The sequence below is a fragment of the Pseudomonas sp. YuFO8 genome (genome assembly GCF_035065025.1).
GTDB classification, from domain to species: Bacteria; Pseudomonadota; Gammaproteobacteria; order Pseudomonadales; family Pseudomonadaceae; genus Aquipseudomonas; species Aquipseudomonas putida_AE.
Map to the genome: position 1 here is coordinate 24,678 of NZ_JAXDEQ010000021.1, position 18,831 is coordinate 43,508.

At 53.3% G+C, this 18,831-nt stretch carries 15 protein-coding genes and 2 pseudogenes; 8 read left to right on the forward strand and 9 right to left on the reverse strand.

From position 1 onward, the window contains the following. Positions 1–33 precede the first annotated feature (33 nt). Entirely contained in the window at positions 34–711 is a 678-nt protein-coding gene (locus SOP95_RS19030) for a DUF3313 domain-containing protein (protein WP_274076921.1), read from the forward strand. Between the two features lie 124 nt (positions 712–835). Here the strand turns inward: SOP95_RS19030 and ligD are convergent, their stop codons facing one another. Beyond that, the gene (ligD, locus tag SOP95_RS19035) at positions 836–3,466 is read right to left on the reverse strand and encodes a DNA ligase D (protein WP_323607927.1); all 2,631 of its coding nucleotides are present in this window, start codon (positions 3,464–3,466) and stop codon (positions 836–838) included. Between the two features lie 130 nt (positions 3,467–3,596). Continuing rightward, positions 3,597–3,805 (reverse strand): annotated as a pseudogene (locus SOP95_RS32195) (DNA polymerase ligase N-terminal domain-containing protein); the annotation flags it as partial. A 1,037-nt stretch (positions 3,806–4,842) separates the two neighbouring features. Here SOP95_RS32195 and SOP95_RS19040 point away from each other — a divergent pair. Beyond that, positions 4,843–5,306 (forward strand): annotated as a pseudogene (locus SOP95_RS19040) (RHO alpha subunit C-terminal catalytic domain-containing protein); the annotation flags it as partial. A 291-nt stretch (positions 5,307–5,597) separates the two neighbouring features. Here the strand turns inward: SOP95_RS19040 and SOP95_RS19045 are convergent. The 7 genes from SOP95_RS19045 to SOP95_RS19075 all read right to left on the reverse strand — a co-directional run bounded on the left by SOP95_RS19045 (position 5,598) and on the right by SOP95_RS19075 (position 12,967). Next, a complete protein-coding gene (locus SOP95_RS19045; protein WP_323607929.1) occupies positions 5,598–6,557 on the reverse strand; it encodes a SphA family protein in 960 nt (319 codons plus the stop codon). A gap of 131 nt (positions 6,558–6,688) precedes the next feature. Continuing rightward, positions 6,689–7,945 carry a cytochrome P450 gene (locus SOP95_RS19050; RefSeq protein WP_323607931.1) on the reverse strand — a complete coding sequence of 419 codons (1,257 nt, stop codon included), beginning with the start codon at positions 7,943–7,945 and terminating at the stop codon, positions 6,689–6,691. Positions 7,946–7,985: 40 nt separating this feature from the next. Continuing rightward, on the reverse strand, positions 7,986–9,152 hold the full coding sequence (locus SOP95_RS19055; RefSeq protein ID WP_323607932.1) for a serine hydrolase domain-containing protein: 1,167 nt from the start codon (positions 9,150–9,152) through the stop codon (positions 7,986–7,988). Positions 9,153–9,178: 26 nt separating this feature from the next. Then, the gene (locus tag SOP95_RS19060; protein WP_323607933.1) at positions 9,179–9,985 is read right to left on the reverse strand and encodes an SDR family NAD(P)-dependent oxidoreductase; all 807 of its coding nucleotides are present in this window, start codon (positions 9,983–9,985) and stop codon (positions 9,179–9,181) included. Between the two features lie 140 nt (positions 9,986–10,125). Continuing rightward, on the reverse strand, positions 10,126–11,073 hold the full coding sequence (locus SOP95_RS19065; protein WP_046817005.1) for a PDR/VanB family oxidoreductase: 948 nt from the start codon (positions 11,071–11,073) through the stop codon (positions 10,126–10,128). An 80-nt stretch (positions 11,074–11,153) separates the two neighbouring features. Beyond that, positions 11,154–12,191 carry an aromatic ring-hydroxylating dioxygenase subunit alpha gene (locus tag SOP95_RS19070; protein WP_323607996.1) on the reverse strand — a complete coding sequence of 346 codons (1,038 nt, stop codon included), beginning with the start codon at positions 12,189–12,191 and terminating at the stop codon, positions 11,154–11,156. Between the two features lie 158 nt (positions 12,192–12,349). Then, positions 12,350–12,967 carry a TetR/AcrR family transcriptional regulator gene (locus SOP95_RS19075; RefSeq protein WP_046817003.1) on the reverse strand — a complete coding sequence of 206 codons (618 nt, stop codon included), beginning with the start codon at positions 12,965–12,967 and terminating at the stop codon, positions 12,350–12,352. A 608-nt stretch (positions 12,968–13,575) separates the two neighbouring features. Here SOP95_RS19075 and SOP95_RS19080 point away from each other — a divergent pair. The 6 genes from SOP95_RS19080 to SOP95_RS19105 all read left to right on the forward strand — a co-directional run bounded on the left by SOP95_RS19080 (position 13,576) and on the right by SOP95_RS19105 (position 18,767). Further along, positions 13,576–14,631 (forward strand): maleylacetate reductase, encoded by a 1,056-nt coding sequence (locus SOP95_RS19080; RefSeq protein ID WP_323607935.1) that lies wholly within the window; start codon positions 13,576–13,578, stop codon positions 14,629–14,631. A 50-nt stretch (positions 14,632–14,681) separates the two neighbouring features. After that, complete coding sequence (locus tag SOP95_RS19085) at positions 14,682–15,638, forward strand: VOC family protein (RefSeq protein ID WP_046817001.1); 957 nt, start codon at positions 14,682–14,684, stop codon at positions 15,636–15,638. A 14-nt stretch (positions 15,639–15,652) separates the two neighbouring features. Further along, complete coding sequence (locus SOP95_RS19090) at positions 15,653–16,348, forward strand: alpha/beta hydrolase (protein ID WP_323607936.1); 696 nt, start codon at positions 15,653–15,655, stop codon at positions 16,346–16,348. A gap of 108 nt (positions 16,349–16,456) precedes the next feature. Beyond that, a complete protein-coding gene (locus tag SOP95_RS19095) occupies positions 16,457–17,353 on the forward strand; it encodes an NAD(P)-dependent oxidoreductase (RefSeq protein ID WP_323607937.1) in 897 nt (298 codons plus the stop codon). An 18-nt stretch (positions 17,354–17,371) separates the two neighbouring features. Next, a complete protein-coding gene (locus SOP95_RS19100; RefSeq protein WP_046816998.1) occupies positions 17,372–17,758 on the forward strand; it encodes a carboxymuconolactone decarboxylase family protein in 387 nt (128 codons plus the stop codon). Between the two features lie 199 nt (positions 17,759–17,957). Then, positions 17,958–18,767 (forward strand): N-acyl homoserine lactonase family protein, encoded by an 810-nt coding sequence (locus SOP95_RS19105; RefSeq protein ID WP_201343608.1) that lies wholly within the window; start codon positions 17,958–17,960, stop codon positions 18,765–18,767. The last annotated feature ends 64 nt before the right edge of the window (positions 18,768–18,831 follow it).

The window sequence follows — 18,831 nt, forward strand, 5'->3', positions numbered from 1 at the left end:
AAGAACGATTTTAACCAAGGAGTAAACAGCACTATGAACCTGACCCGCAAATTGCTTGTCGGCACTGCCCTGGCCGGGCTCATGCTCGGCGGTTGTACGTCGAAAGTCACCGAGAAGGAGCAGTACTCCGGCTACCTGTCCACCTACAACAACCTGCAGGAAGTCGAGACGCCCAGCGGCGGTACAGCGATGCGTTGGGTGAGCCCGTCATTCAACCCGAATGCCTATGACACCGTGGCCTTCACCCGTCTGGAAATGTACCCGGCGCCCAAACCCAATGAGCGGGTCAACCAGCAGACGCTAAGCGAAATCCAGAACTACATGACCAACAAGGCCAAGACCACGCTGGGGCAGAAGTACCGGGTCGTTTCCAGCCCGGCCGCCGCGCCGGCCGGTTCGAAGACCCTGGTCATGCGTGCAGCGATCACCGGGGTCAGTGCCTCTCCCGAAGGCATGCACTGGTATGAAGTGGTGCCTATCGCAGCGGTCGTGGGCGGTGTGTCCGCAGCGACCGGTATCCGCGATGAAAACACTGAATTGTATATCGAGGCCGAGTTCATCGACGCCAAGAACAATCAGTCCGTAGGCCGGGTCGTGCGCAAGGTCTTTGGCACCACGCTGGAAAATGACAAACAGAAAATCACCGCCCAGGATTTCAAGACGGCGATCGACAAGTTGGGTAGCGACTTCCAGGCGTTCATCAATAAATAACCCGCGGCCTTTGTAGGAGCTGCCGCAGGCTGCGATCTTTTGATTTTGATTTTGATTTTGATTTTTAAGATCAAGATCAAAAGATCGCAGCCTGCGGCAGCTCCTACAGGGGTGTACAGGGGTATCAGTTTTTTTTCATTCCGACCCGCCGGCGCATCTCCGCAGTAATCGTCTGCCGGGTTTTCTTCAGGTCCGCCCAAGGCTCATCGCCCACTTCGGCCAGGCGTTCATGCGCGTTGTGAATGTTCCATTGGTTGCCGCCCTTGAGCTCCTCCACCTCTTCACGAAATATCGGCATCGACACCGGCATCCCTTCGCGGGTACGCACGGCGTAGGCACAAATGGTGGTCGCGCCCAAGCCGTTGCGCAGGTAATCGATGAAGATCCGCCCTACCCGGTTCTTCGGCCCTGACACCGCGGAAAAACGCTCCGGCAGCATCTTGGCCATGTGGCTGACAATGGCATGGCTGAACTCCTTGACCTCGTCCCAGCCGAGCTTTCGGGTCAGCGGCACCACCAAGTGAATGCCCTTGCCGCCGCTGGTCTTGAGGAACGCCTTGAGCCCCAGCTCATCGAGCACCGTCAGGGTCAACTGGGTGGCCTCGACCATGCGTTTCCACGGCAGCGCAGGGTCCGGGTCGAGGTCGAGGACGAAGCGGTCGGGTTTGTCGAGGTGGTCCGAGGTGGCGTTCCAGGTGTGCAGCTCGACAGTGCTCATCTGCACGGCGCCGATCAAGGCTTCGGCGTTGTTGATCACCATCATCGGCTGGCCCGTGAGTTCCTGGTCGAGGGTGGTGATGCCGGGGATCGCCAGGCGCTCGGCGTTTTTCTGGAAAAACAGCTCGCCTGCGATGCCATCCGGCGCGCGCACCAGCGCTACGGGGCGGTCCTTGAGCTGCGGCAGAATCCACTCGGCGACGCTAGCGTAATACTGCGCCAGTTGCACTTTGGTTGCACCACTGCTGGCGTCGATGACCCGGTCCGGGTGGGTGATGCGCACCTTGCCTTGGTCAAGGCCAATTTGAGACGGCGCGGGTTCGGCTTTCTTCTTCGCAGCCGACTGCTTGGCGGCGGCAGTTTTTTTCGCGGGGGCAGTTTTCACGGCAGTCGGACGCTCCTCAGTGATGTCTTTGGCGGGCTTGTCGTCACGCAGGCCATGAAACACCGCATGGCGCACCGAACCGTCCTTGGTCATCTCGGCAAAGGCCACTTCCGCCAGCAGGCTGGGTTTGAGCCAGTGCACGGCCTTGAACTCGGCACCGCTCGGCGGGTTGACCACCGCGGGTTTCTTCGTCTTCAGGGGTTTGAGTCGTTGATGAATGCTGTTGAGGGTCGCCTCGGTAAACCCGGTGCCGACCTTGCCGGCGTAGCGCAATTCACCGCTGTCGCGGTCATGCAGCCCCAGAAGCAACGCACCGAAGGCATTGCGTGAGCCTTTAGGGTCGGTGAAGCCGACGATGACGAATTCCTGTCGATGCTTGCACTTGAGTTTGATCCAGTCACTGCTGCGCCGAGAGACATAGGGCGAACCGAGCCGTTTGCCGATCAGGCCTTCCATCTGCATTTGGCAGGCGCTGTTGAGCAAGGCCTCCGGGTCTTCGCTGAAGGCCTCGGAGAAGCGCAGCAGAGGGTTTTTGTCGGCCTTGAGCACCGTCGAGAGCGCAGCCCGGCGTTCCTCGACGGGTACCTCGCGCAGGTCCACGCCATTGAGGTAGGGCATATCGAACAGGTAGTAGAGAATATTGCCGCTGCGGCCGGCCTCGAAGGCGTTTTGCAGGGCCTGGAAGTCCGGCACGCCCTGCTCGTCGGCCACCACAATTTCACCGTCAAGCCAGGCCGATTCCAGGCCCAGGGACACCAGCGCCTTGGCCTGGCTGGGCAACTTGTGGGTCCAGTCATGTCCGTTTCGTGTAAAGAGTCGAACCTTTCCATTTTCTATCCTAGCGAGCATCCGAAAACCATCGAATTTGCACTCAAAGCTCCATTGACCGCCCGGGGCCTTTTCCACCAGGGTCGCCAGTTCCGGTTTGATCTGGTCTGGCAACTCAGCCTTGCGCGCGCCGGTGAGTGGCGCGGACTGTTCTTTGCGTGCTGGCGCTGCGAGCTGCTTGATGGCCTTGGCTTTGGCTGTCCTGGGTGCTTTGGGCGCTTTGGGCGCTTTGGGCGCTTTGGGCGCTTTGGCGACGATAGTCCGTTCGCTGAGCACGCTGTCGGGCTCGGCGGCAACCACGTTGTAAACGTCTTCAGTCCGAGCGGCACCGTCCTGATGCTTGATTAGAAACCATTGCTCCTGCTTGCCCGGCATGTGCGTGCGAACCAGGTTCCACAGGCCGGCGAGCTTCTCACCTTGCAGTTCGAACTTGAGCCGGCCTTTGGCATAGGCCTCGACCGGGTCGTCCTGGGGAATCCACACGCCACGGTCCCAGACGATGACATCGCCGGCACCGTAATGGCCTTCGGGGATGCTACCTTCAAAGGTGGCGTAATCCAGCGGATGGTCTTCGACATGCACCGCCAGGCGCTTGACCTTGGGGTCCAGCGACGGACCTTTGGGTACCGCCCAGCTCTTGAGCGCACCATCTAACTCCAAGCGGAAGTCGTAATGCAGGCGCGAAGCATCGTGCTTCTGGATGCAGAACTGCAAGGCGTGTGCTTTTCCCTTACGTTTGCCTTTCGCAGATTTTGCGACGCCAGCAGGTTCGGGGCTCTCTTCGAAGTTACGCATACTGTTGTATTGTTCGAGTTGCTTTTCCATGGTGCCCTCCCCAAAGTGCAGACAACATCGACCTGCTGTTGTCTTGAGACCTCGAATAGGTGTGAGAAGGTTCACTTAGTTCGCCGCGCTGGTCGAAAGCCGCTGAGTTGATGGCACTGCAGGCCACGGATACGATTACCTCTCCGTGGTGCCCCTCCGAAATGGTCCCCTCAACGTCGACTACTCCAGGGGATGGTCCTCGACGTGAACGGATAGCCGTTTAACTGTCGGATCGAGGCAAGGCCCTTTTGGAATCGCCCAGCTTTTGAGCGTACCTTCGAGCTTTGATCTGAAGTCGTAATGGAGCCAGGAAGAATCGTGCTTCTGAATGCAGAGCTTCGTCCTTGAGCAGTCATGCATCAGTTAAGGAGTGCAGTACTTCGTTGAGAAATCAGCGATACACCAGGCTCAAATGAGCCATATGGCACAGGTGCCGCTCGGCGTGAATACCTTGGCAACAGGCCACGATCAGCATGTTGGCTTCAGTCAGTCCTCGGATATAGCCCATGGATAAATTCGGTGTTCGCCCGTTTTCTGATCTAAATCAAAAAAGGATTTGCGTGCTTACGCAGAAATTAGAGCCAGTTTCCTCGCTCATTCGTGAGTGCAGCAAATCTCGTTTTGTGAGGTTCTCCCATGGCATCTGAAAGGCCCGCCATCGGCTGTTCCGTCGACTGGCTCCTCCCCTACCCTTGGAGCAATTGCAAGGTCGAGATCCCTGAGCCTACGGATGTCTCTGGTAGAAGGCTCGATGATTGACAGTGATCTTCAGCCTGCCACAAATCATGGCAGCCACTGCGGGGGAGTCGGGGCGATTCTGCGTCGGCACACTGTCGCTGTCGCTGGTCCACCTGAACTTATCCAACCGCCAAACGCCAACCGACGCTAGATAATGGTTTATTTACCTACGCCGGCGCCGTAGGTGACGAATAACTGAGTTTCAACTCAGCCTGAGGCTACTGGGTCAGCGCCTGGATCGGGAGCACCAGCTACCTTGTGATTTTGTGGTGCGGTACCCGGCGCTACGCACAAAGCATTCGATACCGCTGAAGGTTTCCATAGTAATCACTAGAAACTTTTGGTTTACACAGCCTATTGAAATTACTGCCTACCAACCTTCGGTGGTCATTAGAAAATAAAATGAAGTCATTAGTTTTTAAAACGCGTAACCATGTCCGCAAGCCGATTACCTGACTATCTTGGCTTGCCAAACACGGCTATTTGCTCTTCAGCCATCTCGCGAACAAGCAGACCTCCTGCTCTAAAACCCTGAATACCATTCGGACAGGCGTCCGTGAGACGCCTATCAGATCGGCTGTAGGAAACTCGGACACATGGATCCAACTATGCGCTTGCTGTGCGCGTTAATACTGGAAAAAGTCGACCCCTGCCCCATTCACCATCCTGAATGGGCTAATAACCCTGAGTGGGCATCTGGAGGCGGCCTGTATCACATTGCCTGCGACTACCGCCTGATGATCGGTAACCTCATGGATCTGACCCATGAGACGTATGTCCATGCCTCAAGCATTGGCCAAAAGGAAATTGACGAGGCACCTGTAAACACTCGCGTTTTAGGTGAAGCGGTGATTACCAGTCGATCTATGGATTGAGGGATGGCCCCTCTCTTCTGGCAGGCAGCGTTAAGAGGAAATGGTCCTGCTGACGATGTACCGGTGGATCGCTGGCAGATTTGTAGGTTTTTCCTCCTAGCCATGTCCTAATCAAAGTGGGCGTTGCACACGCTGGTGAGGGTGGATATGACGCTAATCCCGCCCATAAAGCGGGGACCATCTTCGTTGACTTCATTACGCCGGAGACTGATACCTCCATCCGGTACATTAGAAGTCACTGCAAATCGGCTGCCTAGATTCGGCAGAAAATGGGGAGCAGCCGACTTTCTGGAGTGAAGATTTTTGAGACCGTGCGTGTGCGCGCTGGTCGCCGCAATGCCTAGGAACGAAATCGAAGAGGCGCAAGAATTCACATCTTGGGTATAACCCAAGAAACTTTCTCACAGCACACGTACGCTTAAAACCTTCTTAAACAGGAAAAATTCCGCGTCATTTTAGTTTTGATAGTAAATACGCAAGGTTCGTCTCACCCAAGCTACTTAGGATTGATAACCAGACTAAAATTTAGTTGCAAGGCGCAGCGTAAGCCCACTCACACCCGTGGTATTTTCACCCCAAGTTGTGGTAAGGAATTTAGCCATCAAATTATATGGCTTTCCGTCGATACTGAAATCATAAGCCAACAATGGGCCAATACTGAATGAGGCGGCACGACTTCCTCCATTTGCTAACTGAGCGCCGTTCAATGTGTCGTCGTTTAGCTGCTTATAAGTAGTACCAGTTATCCCATATTGCCATGGACCACTCCGCTGGGTACCTGCAAAGTCCAAACTCACTACATAACCAGAATGATAATCAGTATCACGATTTTCAGTATAATAGTTGAAAAACAGCCTCGCACTCAGTTCAGTAGCCTCACCAAGCGCCTTAGGAAATATACTAGGAACTGTATGTGTAACCCCTACGTTGGGCGAAATGGTATAAAAATTTGACCCGATATTTGGTGAGCGATCCTTTTTGTAATTACCAGTTGGAATATTTAAGCCAAGTCCAACCCAATATGCTGTTCCATAGGGTACAGGAGAATTTGGAGAGAACTGCTCCGACGGATTAAATTTGCTCCAGGCGAAAACATCAGAGTAAATATCTTGAATTCCGGATGCGCAAGATACCGATGATATACCGAAACAGGTGCGCTGGGCCCCAAGATAGAGAGTTGAGGCTATAGTGCCTGATAGAATGGGTTGATCATATACATGCAACAATCCGGCGCCGGCGAAATACACATGTCCATCAGCAGATATTGAGTCACCGTTGGTAGTGTACCACTTTTCTACGTTGATCCCGCCCGTGACAGCTGCCACGTAGTTTCCCGGTGGAGGAAGCAATGCTGACCTGATATCAGTCCCCCCAATTGGACCGGCGGGGGAGATGGACTCCGCAGCATTCAAATTGAATGGAAGCGTGAATATCGCTGCTGTCACGATGATACTACAAGCACGCTCGATACATTTCATACGTTACTCCAGGCTATTATTTTTGTAGGTATACGTACTATTAAAGCGGTGTAGGATGCCGGACTCCAAGTTTATGACTGTGGGGTCCGGATCCTACGCGTACAATCTTTTCGCTAGTTATAAGTAGGCCACTACGGGTTCCATTGAACTTGGAAAGAACGACGAATTGGCAGCAGAGCCAGAGGCAAGAAATCAGGAGCCTGGTCAGGCGTAGCACAAAGTGATTTCAGTCGCTCGAAGGCTACGCGCAAGCCAATAGTACCCTGCAGACGACCAAGGGGAGCGCCCAGGCATGTATGGCGTCCTTTGGTGAATGCGTAATGACTCTGCTCATCCAGCACCTCGCGATGGATATTGAATGACATTGGGTCGGCCACGCCGGAGGGGTCGGTGTTGGCGCTGACCAGCGCAAGCCAAACGAAGTCCCCTTGTTTAATTTGTACCCCTGCTACCTCGGTGTCCCTAGTCGCGACACGCGATGTAAACGGAGCTGAAGGTCGTCGCCGAACCGTCTCCTCAAACACCTTCGGCCACAGAGTTGGATCATTTAGTGCGTCCGCTAGTTGTTCGGGATGTTGAGACAAAAAAAGTATGCCGTTGGCCATCGCTTGGGCGGTTGTATCTGTGCCCGCAGCAGCAAACTCGGTCAAATGCATTGAGATTCGCTCTTTTGATAGCGAATACGACCCATCAGGCTCTCGTGCGCTAGCCATAATGGAAATGATATCGCCCTCCTGACTTTCCCTACGTTCCTCGACCAACTTACGTAGGTGAAGCTGTGCCGCTGCGTACCGCTGCCAAACGGTTGAGAATTCCGGCTCTGGGATAGGTTCGCGACCACTAGCCAGAACGCGGAAATGATCGTCACGCAGTTGACGGATGAAACCTTCATCTGCTGGTGGGAGTGCCAGAAGAGCCATGAGCGTTTGAGTCGTCAACTCAAGGCAATAGCTTTCCATGAACTCTGCTGAGCCTGCGGGTGCCAGCTTGTCGAGAATCCTGTTGGCTCGCGCCTCGATTTCAGGAGCAAGTTTGGCAATATTGGGCTTGAGAAAGCCTTTCTGAGCTACCTTTCGAGCACCTGTGTGCTTAGGCGGATCCATGCCGATCATTATCTCGCTCATCAGCTCGGGGCTGACAATTTCGGAGTAGTCCGCCGGGATCTCAATGAATGCTCCGTTAGACTTGCATGACCACAGCTCCCAATCCATCAGAGCAGCATCAACGTCCGTGCGGCGAGTAATGATCCATGCACCAATGGGTTCATACCAAAATACTGGAGCATTTTCCCTGGCGCTCTCGAACACTGCTGCTGGATCATTCAGATAGAAATTGCTAAAAAGATCGAACTCTGCCGGGGCGGAGTGATTAAAAGGGCAACGACTCATAGTGGTATTCCTGCCTTACTAGGAAATCTGGTGTGAGAAATCAGATGGCTGCTGCAATCGCCAATGTTGAAAGCCGCTGAAATCTCATAAGGTTTTCGCTTTCTTCCATAATCCCAGCGGTAAGACAAACGAACGTAACGTCCCGCGCAGGATCAACCCAGAAAAGCGTGGAGCCAGCACCGTAATTTCCGAAGGTGCGGGGGCTCGTAGCAGGACCAAAGTACGACGGATAGAGACCTGATCCCGAAAGCGCAAAGCCCAGGCCGAAATTTGCAGGAGGAACTTGCCAGCCGCGTGCCTCGGCTAGCGCTTTATACAAGTCACTAGGCTGGTCGCCAGTCTGGTTGGTTGTCGCAACATCCATCATCGCAGAGCTGATGGTCGTGCCCTTAGCTCCTTTGCCTGCGGAGCGCAGCATTTCAGCAAACTTGAATACGTCTCTGGCTGTTGACACCGCTCCAACCCAAGGCATCTCAGCTTGGCTATTGATGATGTCGTTCATCACCTCGATATCTGCCACTGAGAGCCATCCACCATCAGGAAACTTAGCTTTAATCGGGACGTACCGATCGGTCCACGCGTCAGGAGCTCCCAAAGCGCTACTGGACATTCCCAGAGAATCGAAAAGGTTTTTCTGCAGTAGATCTTTGAACCGATCTACGCCACTAGCGCGCCGAACCATTTCGGCCATCAGTACATGGTTGAGCGTTGGCGAATAATTGAGTGTCACACCTGGTTCGCCTGTCACATCCAGCTGACAAATTGCATCAACCACGGCACTCATATCGCCCAGTTGGTCGTAGGGAAGTGGGCAAGGCGTCGGAACTAAGCCAGCACGATGAGTGAGCAGATGCCCCAGATTGATTTTATCTTTGCGCCCGCTCCGGAAGCGATCCCGACCATAGAACTCGGGGATCAAGTCGACGACCTTAGTGGTTAGGGACAAGATTCCCCTATCCACGGCCTGAAGCACCATGACATTGGTAAACGCCTTGGTGAGAGAAAACACCCGATAGATATCATCCGGCGCGGCACGTCGGTTGTTCTCTTTATCGGCCCAGCCGATTGAGGCTTCGTAGCCAATCTGACCATGACGTGCCAGGATAATATTGGCTCCGTCGTACAGCCCTGAGTCGATATCTTTCTTGATTACATCGTCCAGACGTTGCAAAGCAGCAGGGTCAAAAAATTTATTATTGTTTGGCATGTGACTATTCCTACCCAAGAGTTTGATTACATGTAAATGCCGCCGGACGGGCAGAGTGTTTGCCCCGTGTAATACGCTCCATCCTCACTTGCGAGGAACAGCAGCGTCTGAGCGATTTCAGATGGATGTGCTGCTCTTGGGATAGGCTGCATTGCGATGATTTTCTCCATGATTTCTGGAGGCTGTGAGCTCAGCAGCGGGGTATCGACGGCCCCTGGGGCTACGGCATTGACTCGAATGTTGTGAGGAGCCAACTCGCCGGCAGCTGAACGGGTCATGCCAAGGACAGCGGCCTTTGAAGCCGGGTAATACAGAGGCATGGGGACGCCGACCAGAGCTGCCACGCTCGAAATATTTACTACAGACCCGCCGCCGGCTTTTTTCAGGAGTGGCGCGGCTGCCCTCAGGCAATAAAAAGTACCGGCAAGGTTGACAGCCAGGACTTTAGCGAACTCTTCATCGCTCGTATCTTCGAGAAATGCAGGGAGAAATCGCTCACCTCGTGCGGCCGCTTCAAAGGCACTGACATTTGCCCTCACTAACTTATCATTAGCTTCTTTCGTCGGGGCATTGATGCCAGCAGCGTTAATTAGAATGTCGAGCTTGCCATGTTTTTCATTGACGCCAGAAAACACCGCATTAACCAGTTGGCTGTTACTCACATCCAACTCCACGCACTCGATCCGTGGATTGTGAAACTTGTCGGTTAATTTTGCCATGGACAGATCAGCGGCAATGACAGTAGCACCTTCTGCCACAAAAAGCTCAACCGTTGCAGCGCCAATACCAGATGCGGCACCAGTAACAAAAGCGACTTTTCCTTCAAGTTTCATATAAACCTCTATAGTTATTTTAATAGCGCAGGTGCGCGTAGGCCTGAATATCGCAAATCGATCATCATCGGAAAGAAAGTTATTTACACTCGCAAGAATCTAACTCTGCTGGTTGCAGCACAAAAAAGGTTTTGGTTCGATCAAATATCCAGCACGAGCTTTTTCCCATGTGCCCGAGAACAACAAGTCAAAATCTGATCGTTCGCACTTCTCTCGCTTGCCGAAAGATAAAGGTCACGATGATCCGGCGTACCTTCCAGCACCCGCACAAGACAAGTCCCACATACACCCTGTTCACAGGAGTATGGGATTTCAATTTCGTTTTCCATAAGCACCTGCAAGATGCTGCGCTCCGCAGGTACCTTCAAAACCTGTTGGGTACTGGCAATAGTTATTTCAAAGGATTGATTTGAATCAGCATCACCAGCCTCATTTGCAAAATATTCGCGATGCAGCTGGTTCTCTCCCCATCCTACATTGCGTGCGGAGTCCAAGACGAAGTTCATAAAACCAGTCGGACCGCAGACGAAAAGGTGTTCATCGGGGGTTCGGTTTGCAAGCATGGATGCCAAGTCAGGCTTGGTATCAGGTTCGGAGTCAAAATAAAGGTTGACCCGATGGGCGAAAGAGCAGCTTTTGAGTTTTTCCGCGAATGCAGCATGCTCCCAAGAGCGACTGTAATAATGTAATTCGAAATCAGCACCTATCTGTGACAGCCTCTCAGCCATGCTAAGGATCGGAGTGATACCTATGCCACCAGCGAACAACAGCGTCTTCTTCGCTTCATGACTTAAAGGAAACAAGTTTCGAGGCTGACTAATATTAAATTCTTGACCAACTTGCAATTGGTGCATCGCTGAAGAGCCTCCGCGTCCCTCGGGGGCCAGCAGGACGGCAATCTTGTAGCTGTGCTCAGCTTGTGAACTATTGTACAACGAGTATTGCCGAATCAATCCATTGGGAAGATGGATATCGATATGAGAGCCTGCGCTGAAAGGCGGTAGTGCCTCTCCAGTTGCAGACACCAGTTCAAAACTAAGAATATTATGGGCTTCGCACTTGCGGTCGGCAATCCTGACACTTATCACGGCCAGATCTCCTGCAATTATAAAAAGTGATACCCGCCCACAGGCAGTAGGCAATACGAACACAACGTCGTTAATGGGTTTTACTTAAATTTACTTAGCTCTTCGGCAAGAAGGCGGTCAATGACTCGCCGCGATTGAACGCCGCCTGAGTCAATGTTTAGCTTAAGAAGTACCCGATCCGGATATAGCAACAGATTTTTCTGCTGCTGTTCGAGCATATCTAGATCTTCCGCGAAAATTTTCCCCTGACCTTCTCGGATTGTATCTGTCAGTACATGATCGCCTGGTTTGAAATTACGAGCCATGCCCCAGAAGTACCAAATAGATGTCTCAGTTTCCGGAGTGATAAAATCCACCACTATGGAAGAGGCTTTGTGTTCAGGTAGCGCATGTACCCCACCTTTTCCTTCCAGGGCAACACCAACTTCGATGAGCACATGACTCGGAGGGGTAAATCGGCAGATCTGCCAACGATCGACTAAGGAGTCTTCATTCAGGTCATTACCCCGAAGCGCCATCTTCCAAAATGGCGGGGCGATGATGCTGTGCATGTGCCGCTCGGTCACAACCTCATTGCCATTTACGGACGTCTTGCAAGGGACCTCATCAATCTCTTTCTGTCCGATGCTGGAAGCGTGAACATAGGTCTCATGGGTTAAATCCATGAGGTTATCGATCATGAGTTTATAGTCGCAGGCGATGTGATATAGACCACCACCGTAAGCCCACTCTGGGTTTTGCGCCCATTCAAGATGGTGAATCTCGTCGGCGTTCGCCAACGACTGATCACCTGGCCAAACCCAAATGAACCCGTATCGTTCAACCGCAGCGAATTTTTGAATGCAGGGAAAACCGCCGACCCGCTGCCCTGGCATGGACGCGGTATGGCCATCGCAGCCCATAGCGAGGCCGTGATAACCGCAGACCAGATTGCCGTTTTCGACATACCCCAGTGAGAGCGGAGCTCCGCGATGTGGGCAAAAATCTTCCAAGGCACATACAAGGTCATCAGCGCCACGGAAGAACACCATTTTCGTGCCACAGATTTGCCTGCCAAGTGGTTTCTCGGCCAACTCATCAGGGGTACAGGCAACGTACCACGCGTTCCTTTGAAACATGATTAATCCTCTGATTGGAGTTGTTTTGGGATTGAATTCATGTTCTTTCAGCCAATGCGACTTGTCAATAGACAACTGAGTAGACAGGTGTCTATTTTCGGCAAATTTTTTTGCCCGGTGACAAACGGTGTCTCCAGACTATGTATGCGAGAGAAGAATTAGCTGCGGATGCGGGAAAGGACGGCCCACCATTGGGCAGCAAGGACGCGACAGAAGGGCTCTACGTCGAGCAGATTGCCGACAACCGTAAAGAACATCACCCTTTCGAACTGAATCATCAAAGCCAAGACTGCGAGATGGTTGTCCTTGAAATGCTCCGCATTGGACGCCGGATTCAGTTCGCGTGTGAATTGAGTTGCGGCTTCACTGATGCTATCGATCCAACGCTGCGCAACCTTGGGCTCAGTGGCAACGGCCTGCTCCATGGCCTGGTAGTGAAGACTTTCACCCTTCCAACGCTCGATGATCCCCATCAGCCAAACGCAGATGTCCCTCTCCGTGTCGCAGCATTCTCTGGCAAAGAGCGTATAGCGCTGGAACAGCTCAGTTTGGTTTCGCTCGATCACATCAACAATGATTTCCGCCTTCGTAGCAAAATGCAGATAGAAGGTAGCTCTGCTAGCTCCGGCAGCAGAAGCGATCTCTGTAGCTGATGTCGCCTGATATCCTTTGACTGAGAATGCCTGAAAGGCCGCCTCTACGATTCGATCCCTAGTCATTTTCGCCTGCGCCTCTCGAATGGGCGAAACCACCGTGGCATCTTTACGATCTTTCAACTCGGCCTCCTTAGGTCGTAGCAAGTGCAGACCCCATCTGACGTCTGCTCAAACGATTGATATTCCTAGCCAGCGTATCATCTGACTTCGCAACCTGGACAACCTGCCTTTCCGGGATGGCCTTTACCGAGCCCTCTGGAATGCGTATGGCTGCACCAAAAAGCATCTAAAAATAATCGACAGTGAGGAGGAATAACGCAAGAGTCAAAATAGTCCGCTGCACACCTCCAGCTTTTCACGCGTGAATAAGCCTTCGATCCGCGGACTCCCATATGCTGAATTTAGAACGCGAATTCGCCCTCTTCGCGGTTCCGAAAATCCGCAAAGCATACTCGACATCTTGGGTCATACAGCCCTCCGATAACTCACTGCTTGCCACACTATCTTTTGATAGGTGATTGCGTTGCCCTGCTGCATGAACCTCCAGTCACGTTAAAAGAAACACTGGACACGGACCGGAGTGCAGGCTGCCCATCAGTTAGGCAATGTCCTCAGACTGACGACAGTTTGACTGGGTGTCGCCCCGTCATCTCCATCCTCCGGTACGCCCAGCATCGACGTGTAACACCTCGAAATCTGAGGCTGGTACCTTTTCTGCGGAGAGATGGATGCAACCATTTGTTTTTAATGCCCTGCCCGGGCGAGTGATTTTTGGATCAGGCACCTTGAGTCAGGTTGGTGATGAGATCCGGGGCCTAGGATGTTCTCGTGCCTTGGTGCTCAGTACTCCTCAGCAACAAACGCAAGCTCAGCGCTTGGCCGCGCAACTAGGTGATCTCGCTGTTGGTGTTTATACAAATGCGACAATGCACACACCTACTGATGTCACGTTCCATGCCCTGCAATTTTTTCGAGAGGCTGAGGCGGATTGCGTCGTAGCTCTGGGTGGCGGGTCCACAATTGGACTTGCAAAAGCCATTGCGCTGAACACCGATGTACCGCAGATCGTAATTCCAACGACCTACGCAGGCTCAGAAGCCACGCCGATTATTGGTCAAACTGAAAACGGCATAAAAACCACTCAGAAGACCCTGAAAGTCCTGCCTGAAGTCATCGTGTATGACGTTGATTTAACCCTCGGGTTACCGGCTGAAATGTCCGTCACCAGTGGGCTCAACGCAATCGCCCATGCTGTGGAAGCGCTTTATGCGAAAGACGCCAATCCGCTAATTTCAATGCTCGCAGAACAGGGCATTGCAGCGATCGCTCGTGCGCTGCCGCGCATCATCAAGAACCCGGAAGACCGAGAGGCTCGTTCTGATGCTCTGTATGGCGCTTGGGCGTGCGGTGTATGCCTTGGTGCGGTCGGAATGTCCATTCATCACAAGTTGTGCCATACGCTGGGCGGTACCTTCAACCTCCCACATGCCCAAACCCACACTGCGGTACTGCCTCATGCGGCCGCTTACAACCTCGACGCCGCGCCCGCGGCTATGGCTCGAATTGCAGCAGCACTTGGTGTCGATAACGCACCTCGTGGGTTGTTCGATTTAGCCAAAAGCCTTGGGGTTCCCACCAGCCTTGCCGAGCTTGGGTTGAAGGAAGCGGACCTTGCAAAAGCGACCGATATTGCGTGCGCGTCACCTTATTGGAATCCACGCGCCATTGAGCCGAAAGCAATTGGCGAATTGCTAGCCAATGCCTGGGCAGGCAATCGCCCATAACCCAGAACTCGATAACTCACTCGCTCGTTAAGAACGACAAAGGAGACGACATGGAGCTGAACCCACATATCCTGCGCCATCACCACATCACCCTGAACGTGGGTAGTGCTCAGGATGACTACGACTTTCATACCAAAGTGCTGGGCCTGAAGAGTGTAAAGAAAACCGGCCTATACGACGGCAACGATCCGATCTACCACTTCTACTACGGAAACGATATCGGGGAAGAGAGCACTCTGGTGACCTGCTTTCCGATGCGCCAATCTGGTCGGATGGGACGCCCAGGCAGTGGACAAATTAAGACCCTCGCGCTCTCTGTTCCGGTGTCATCACTGGTGTTTTGGGCAAAGCATCTGGAAAGCCACGGTTTTAAACCTGAGTACCAAGAACGTTTCGGCGAGAAGCTTCTTCACTTCGCCCACCCATGTGGAATTTGTTACGAGCTGGTAGGTATTGCGGATGATGATCGCAAGCCCTATTCAAATGGTGTTGTGCCTTCAGGGTTCGGCATTCGTGGAACTCACGGCATCACGGTATCTGTGCGTGACCTTGAGAACTCTTCTGAATTCATGCACTACGGATGGAATGGGACCAAGACCAATACGGACGGACTATTCACACGATACGAAGTAGGCAACGGTGGCAGCGGTGCGGTCATCGATTATCAACTTGAACCAAACCTACCTCAAGGTTCATGGGCCTACGGAGAAGGCACTGTGCACCATTGCGCGTTCGAAGTGGCTGACCTAGATGTTCAACGTAACGTCAAGCTGCACCTGGAAGGCCTCGGTTATACCGATGTCTCAGACCGCAAAGATCGTGGTTACTTTGACTCCGTTTATGTACGCACGCCCAGTGGTGCATTGTTCGAGGCAACTGTCTCGAAGCCAACCGGATTCACCGTTGACGAGCCCTTCGAGTCGCTCGGTAAATCCATTCAAATCCCTCCGCAATTGGGTGCCAGGGCTCAAGAAATCATCGCTTACCTCGAACCTCTGAAGTATTGATCAAGGTGGGAGACATGAGCACAAACCCACACTTGGGAATACCAGTCCAAAGCTCCGGCCCAGCGCCCGAGACCGTGGGCTTGGTCGCGGTACTCATCCACGGTCGAACACAGTCATCAAGCGACATGCTGGCTGTCTCCAGCCGACTGAACCTTGCGGGAATGCCATGTATCGCGCTGGATGCCGCGGATAACTCTTGGTACCCCAACCAGTTCATGGAACCCGTGGCGAATAACCAACCGCGTCTGGACTTCGCCTTGGAGCGACTCGACCAGTTGCTGATCGATCTCAACGAACGCGGTATTCCAAACGAACACATCGCTATCGTGGGCTTCTCGCAAGGAGCATGTCTCGCTTGCGAGTACGTCTTCAGGAAAAAGCTGCCGTTCGCCGCTTTGGTGGCGTACACCGGCGGGCTGATCGGACCTGAGGGTACTCAGTGGGAAAGAACCGGCCGCCTTAAAGGAATGCCCATTTTCCTGAGCAATGGAGATCAAGATCCCTGGGTCCCCCTAGACCGCACCAGACAGACGTTGGAAGTCTTCAATGCCATGGGCGCACAGGCCGAACTGAAGGTATATCCAGGGCGAAGTCATGAAGTCTCTGACGACGAAATCATGATCAGTAGAACGTTGCTGCAAAGCGCAATGCGACTCGCGACGAAGCAGCCCGGCTCTACCCCATCGCCCGACCGTATTCCCTGGCCATAACCTCATTTATCTCTATGGCCGTTCCTGTGTGGCAATCCGGGATCGGAAAAACACAGGCGAGTCATTCCCTGGATAGTTGCTTCAACACTGGAAAAGAGAGCATTCACTATGAACATAGGATTCATCGGACTCGGCACTATGGGTGAGCCCATGGCCACGCGCCTTGTTCAAGCAGGGTTGACATTGACGGTGTTTGACCTGAACAGCGACGCGGTAAATCGCTTGACCGCACTCGGAGCACACCGCGCAGAATCGGCGGCGGATGTGGCAAGTAAGGCCGAGATCGTATTCGTGAGCCTGCCAACGCCCGAAATCGTTCAGAAAGTCGCATTGGGTGAAAAGGGTGTTATCGAGGGCGGCAAAGTACGCATCTATATTGACTTGTCAACCACTGGCCCTCGGGTGGCCAAGTTGGTAGCCAGTCAACTTGCAGAACAAAAAATCGTCGCGCTAGATTGCCCCGTCAGCGGCGGCGCTGCCGGCGCGGCGAAGGGCACATTGGCCTTAATGGTCTCAGGTCCCAGCACAGCATTCGATGAGATCGCCCATTCACTTCGTATCCTCGGTAAAGCGATTTACTGCGGAGAAGGCGCAGGGTTGGGGCAAACGATGAAACTGGTCAACAACTTGGTTTCGGTCACTGCTCTTGCCGTTTCGTCAGAAGCGCTGGTGATGGGCGTTAAGGCTGGGTTAGCTCCCAAAGTGATGCTGGACGTTTTCAATGCCGGCAGCGGTCGTAATAGCGCCACCGTCGACAAGCTTCCTCGAGCAGTGCTGCCGCGCACCTTCGACTTCGGTTTCAGTACTGCCCTCTCACTGAAAGACACACGTTTGTGCCTGGATGAAGCTGAAGCGATGGGCATTCCAATGCCGGTTGGCAGTGCTGTTCGCCAAATGCTCAATATGACTCGCGCCGCCTACGGCGATAGTGCCGATTTTACCCGAATGGTTTGTGTGCTTGAGCAATGGGCCGGGATAGAAGTGCCTTTGGTTTCTGAAGTCTAACAATACGGAGAGATGACTATGAGCAACGAAATTTTTGAGAAAGGCTTTGCCAATCGTAAAGCGGTACTTGGTGCAGCACATGTTGAAAAATCCTGGGCCAACGCCGATGACTTCAACAAGCCGATGCAAGAACTGGTGACCAAATATTGCTGGGGCGAAGTATGGGGCGATGACACGTTGTCATTTAAGACTCGAAGCATCGTAAACCTTTCAGCGCTGACCGCAATGAGCCAGCACCACGAACTCTCCGTTCACGTCAAAGGCGCCTTGACCAATGGTGTGACCAAGGAAGAAATACGTGCGGTGTTGATGCAAGCCGCAATCTATTGTGGCGTCCCTCTGGCGCTGGCTGCCTTTCGCGTAGCCAGCGAAGCGATTGCCGCTTGGGAAGCGCAAAATTCCTGACAGACAGTACTCCCGCCGAAGTCATCAACGGCCTGACGGGACTTTCTGCTCCCCAGATGAGCAGAACTCAGCGAGCACTTCCACCAAGTGCTCGCGACGACAACCATAACCATTATCCGGCTAGAGCTGGCGCCCGCGAAACGCAAAAGTTAATCGCCGAAACGCGGAGCAAAACATCCAGTTCGCAGTCGAGGTCAAAATGATGCTCCCACTGCCTGAATACGAAGTCTTTGCCGTGCGTTATGCACAACTCGAGCGCTCGCGCCGCGACAATTTTATAGCGCCCGATCCGCACGATGGTCCGATGCCCATGGACTATTTCGTGTGGCTGATTCGAGGAAAATCCGAAAATTTCTTGGTAGACACCGGCTTCAATCAAGCTGCTGCAGATGCTCGCGGGCGAACGCTACTTCGCTGCCCAATCCAAGCATTACAGCTACTTGGTCTATCTCCCGAAGACATACGGGAAGTCATTCTTACCCACATGCATTACGACCATGCCGGCAACGTGGATTTACTACCGAACGCCCGGTTCCATCTCCAAGAGTCGGAGCTACACTACGCAACCGGCCGTTACATGCGCTACTCCCCCCTACGCCACCCCTTTAACGTGAATGATGTGATCAACATCGTTCGCGGCGTATACCAGCAGCGTGTCATTTTTCATCAGGGGAGCACAACACTAGCTCCCGGCGTTGAGCTGATTCACATTGGAGGCCATACCCAAGGACTGCAGGCCGTGCGGGTGCATACGTCGCGCGGTTGGGTAGTCCTGGCGTCGGACGCGAGCCACTACTACGACAATATGATCGAAGAGTCTCCGTTCCCTGTAGTCTTTCACGTAGGCGACATGCTAGATGGATATCAAAAGATAATCTCCCTGGCAGACTCGCTGGATCACGTGATCCCGGGGCACGACCCGATGGTCCGCACGTACTTTCCCTTCGAGGGCGACCCGATGAACGACATCGTTGCATTACACAAAGTACCCCAAATCGAGCGACGCTGAAGGTCGTATAACAATGTCAGGGTGTTAGTATCGAGCCGCTGCCCAGCCTCATGGCCACCGTATA

Bases quoted from the DNA above. Each gene is read 5' to 3' on its own strand.
- SOP95_RS19030 (WP_274076921.1), top strand. From the start codon at position 34: ATGAACCTGACCCGCAAATTGCTTGTCGGCACTGCCCTGGCCGGGCTC.
- ligD (WP_323607927.1), bottom strand. From the start codon at position 3,466: ATGGAAAAGCAACTCGAACAATACAACAGTATGCGTAACTTCGAAGAG.
- SOP95_RS19045 (WP_323607929.1), bottom strand. From the start codon at position 6,557: ATGAAATGTATCGAGCGTGCTTGTAGTATCATCGTGACAGCAGCGATA.
- SOP95_RS19050 (WP_323607931.1), bottom strand. From the start codon at position 7,945: ATGAGTCGTTGCCCTTTTAATCACTCCGCCCCGGCAGAGTTCGATCTT.
- SOP95_RS19055 (WP_323607932.1), bottom strand. From the start codon at position 9,152: ATGCCAAACAATAATAAATTTTTTGACCCTGCTGCTTTGCAACGTCTG.
- SOP95_RS19060 (WP_323607933.1), bottom strand. From the start codon at position 9,985: ATGAAACTTGAAGGAAAAGTCGCTTTTGTTACTGGTGCCGCATCTGGT.
- SOP95_RS19070 (WP_323607996.1), bottom strand. From the start codon at position 12,191: ATGTTTCAAAGGAACGCGTGGTACGTTGCCTGTACCCCTGATGAGTTG.
- SOP95_RS19080 (WP_323607935.1), top strand. From the start codon at position 13,576: ATGCAACCATTTGTTTTTAATGCCCTGCCCGGGCGAGTGATTTTTGGA.
- SOP95_RS19085 (WP_046817001.1), top strand. From the start codon at position 14,682: ATGGAGCTGAACCCACATATCCTGCGCCATCACCACATCACCCTGAAC.
- SOP95_RS19090 (WP_323607936.1), top strand. From the start codon at position 15,653: ATGAGCACAAACCCACACTTGGGAATACCAGTCCAAAGCTCCGGCCCA.
- SOP95_RS19095 (WP_323607937.1), top strand. From the start codon at position 16,457: ATGAACATAGGATTCATCGGACTCGGCACTATGGGTGAGCCCATGGCC.
- SOP95_RS19100 (WP_046816998.1), top strand. From the start codon at position 17,372: ATGAGCAACGAAATTTTTGAGAAAGGCTTTGCCAATCGTAAAGCGGTA.
- SOP95_RS19105 (WP_201343608.1), top strand. From the start codon at position 17,958: ATGATGCTCCCACTGCCTGAATACGAAGTCTTTGCCGTGCGTTATGCA.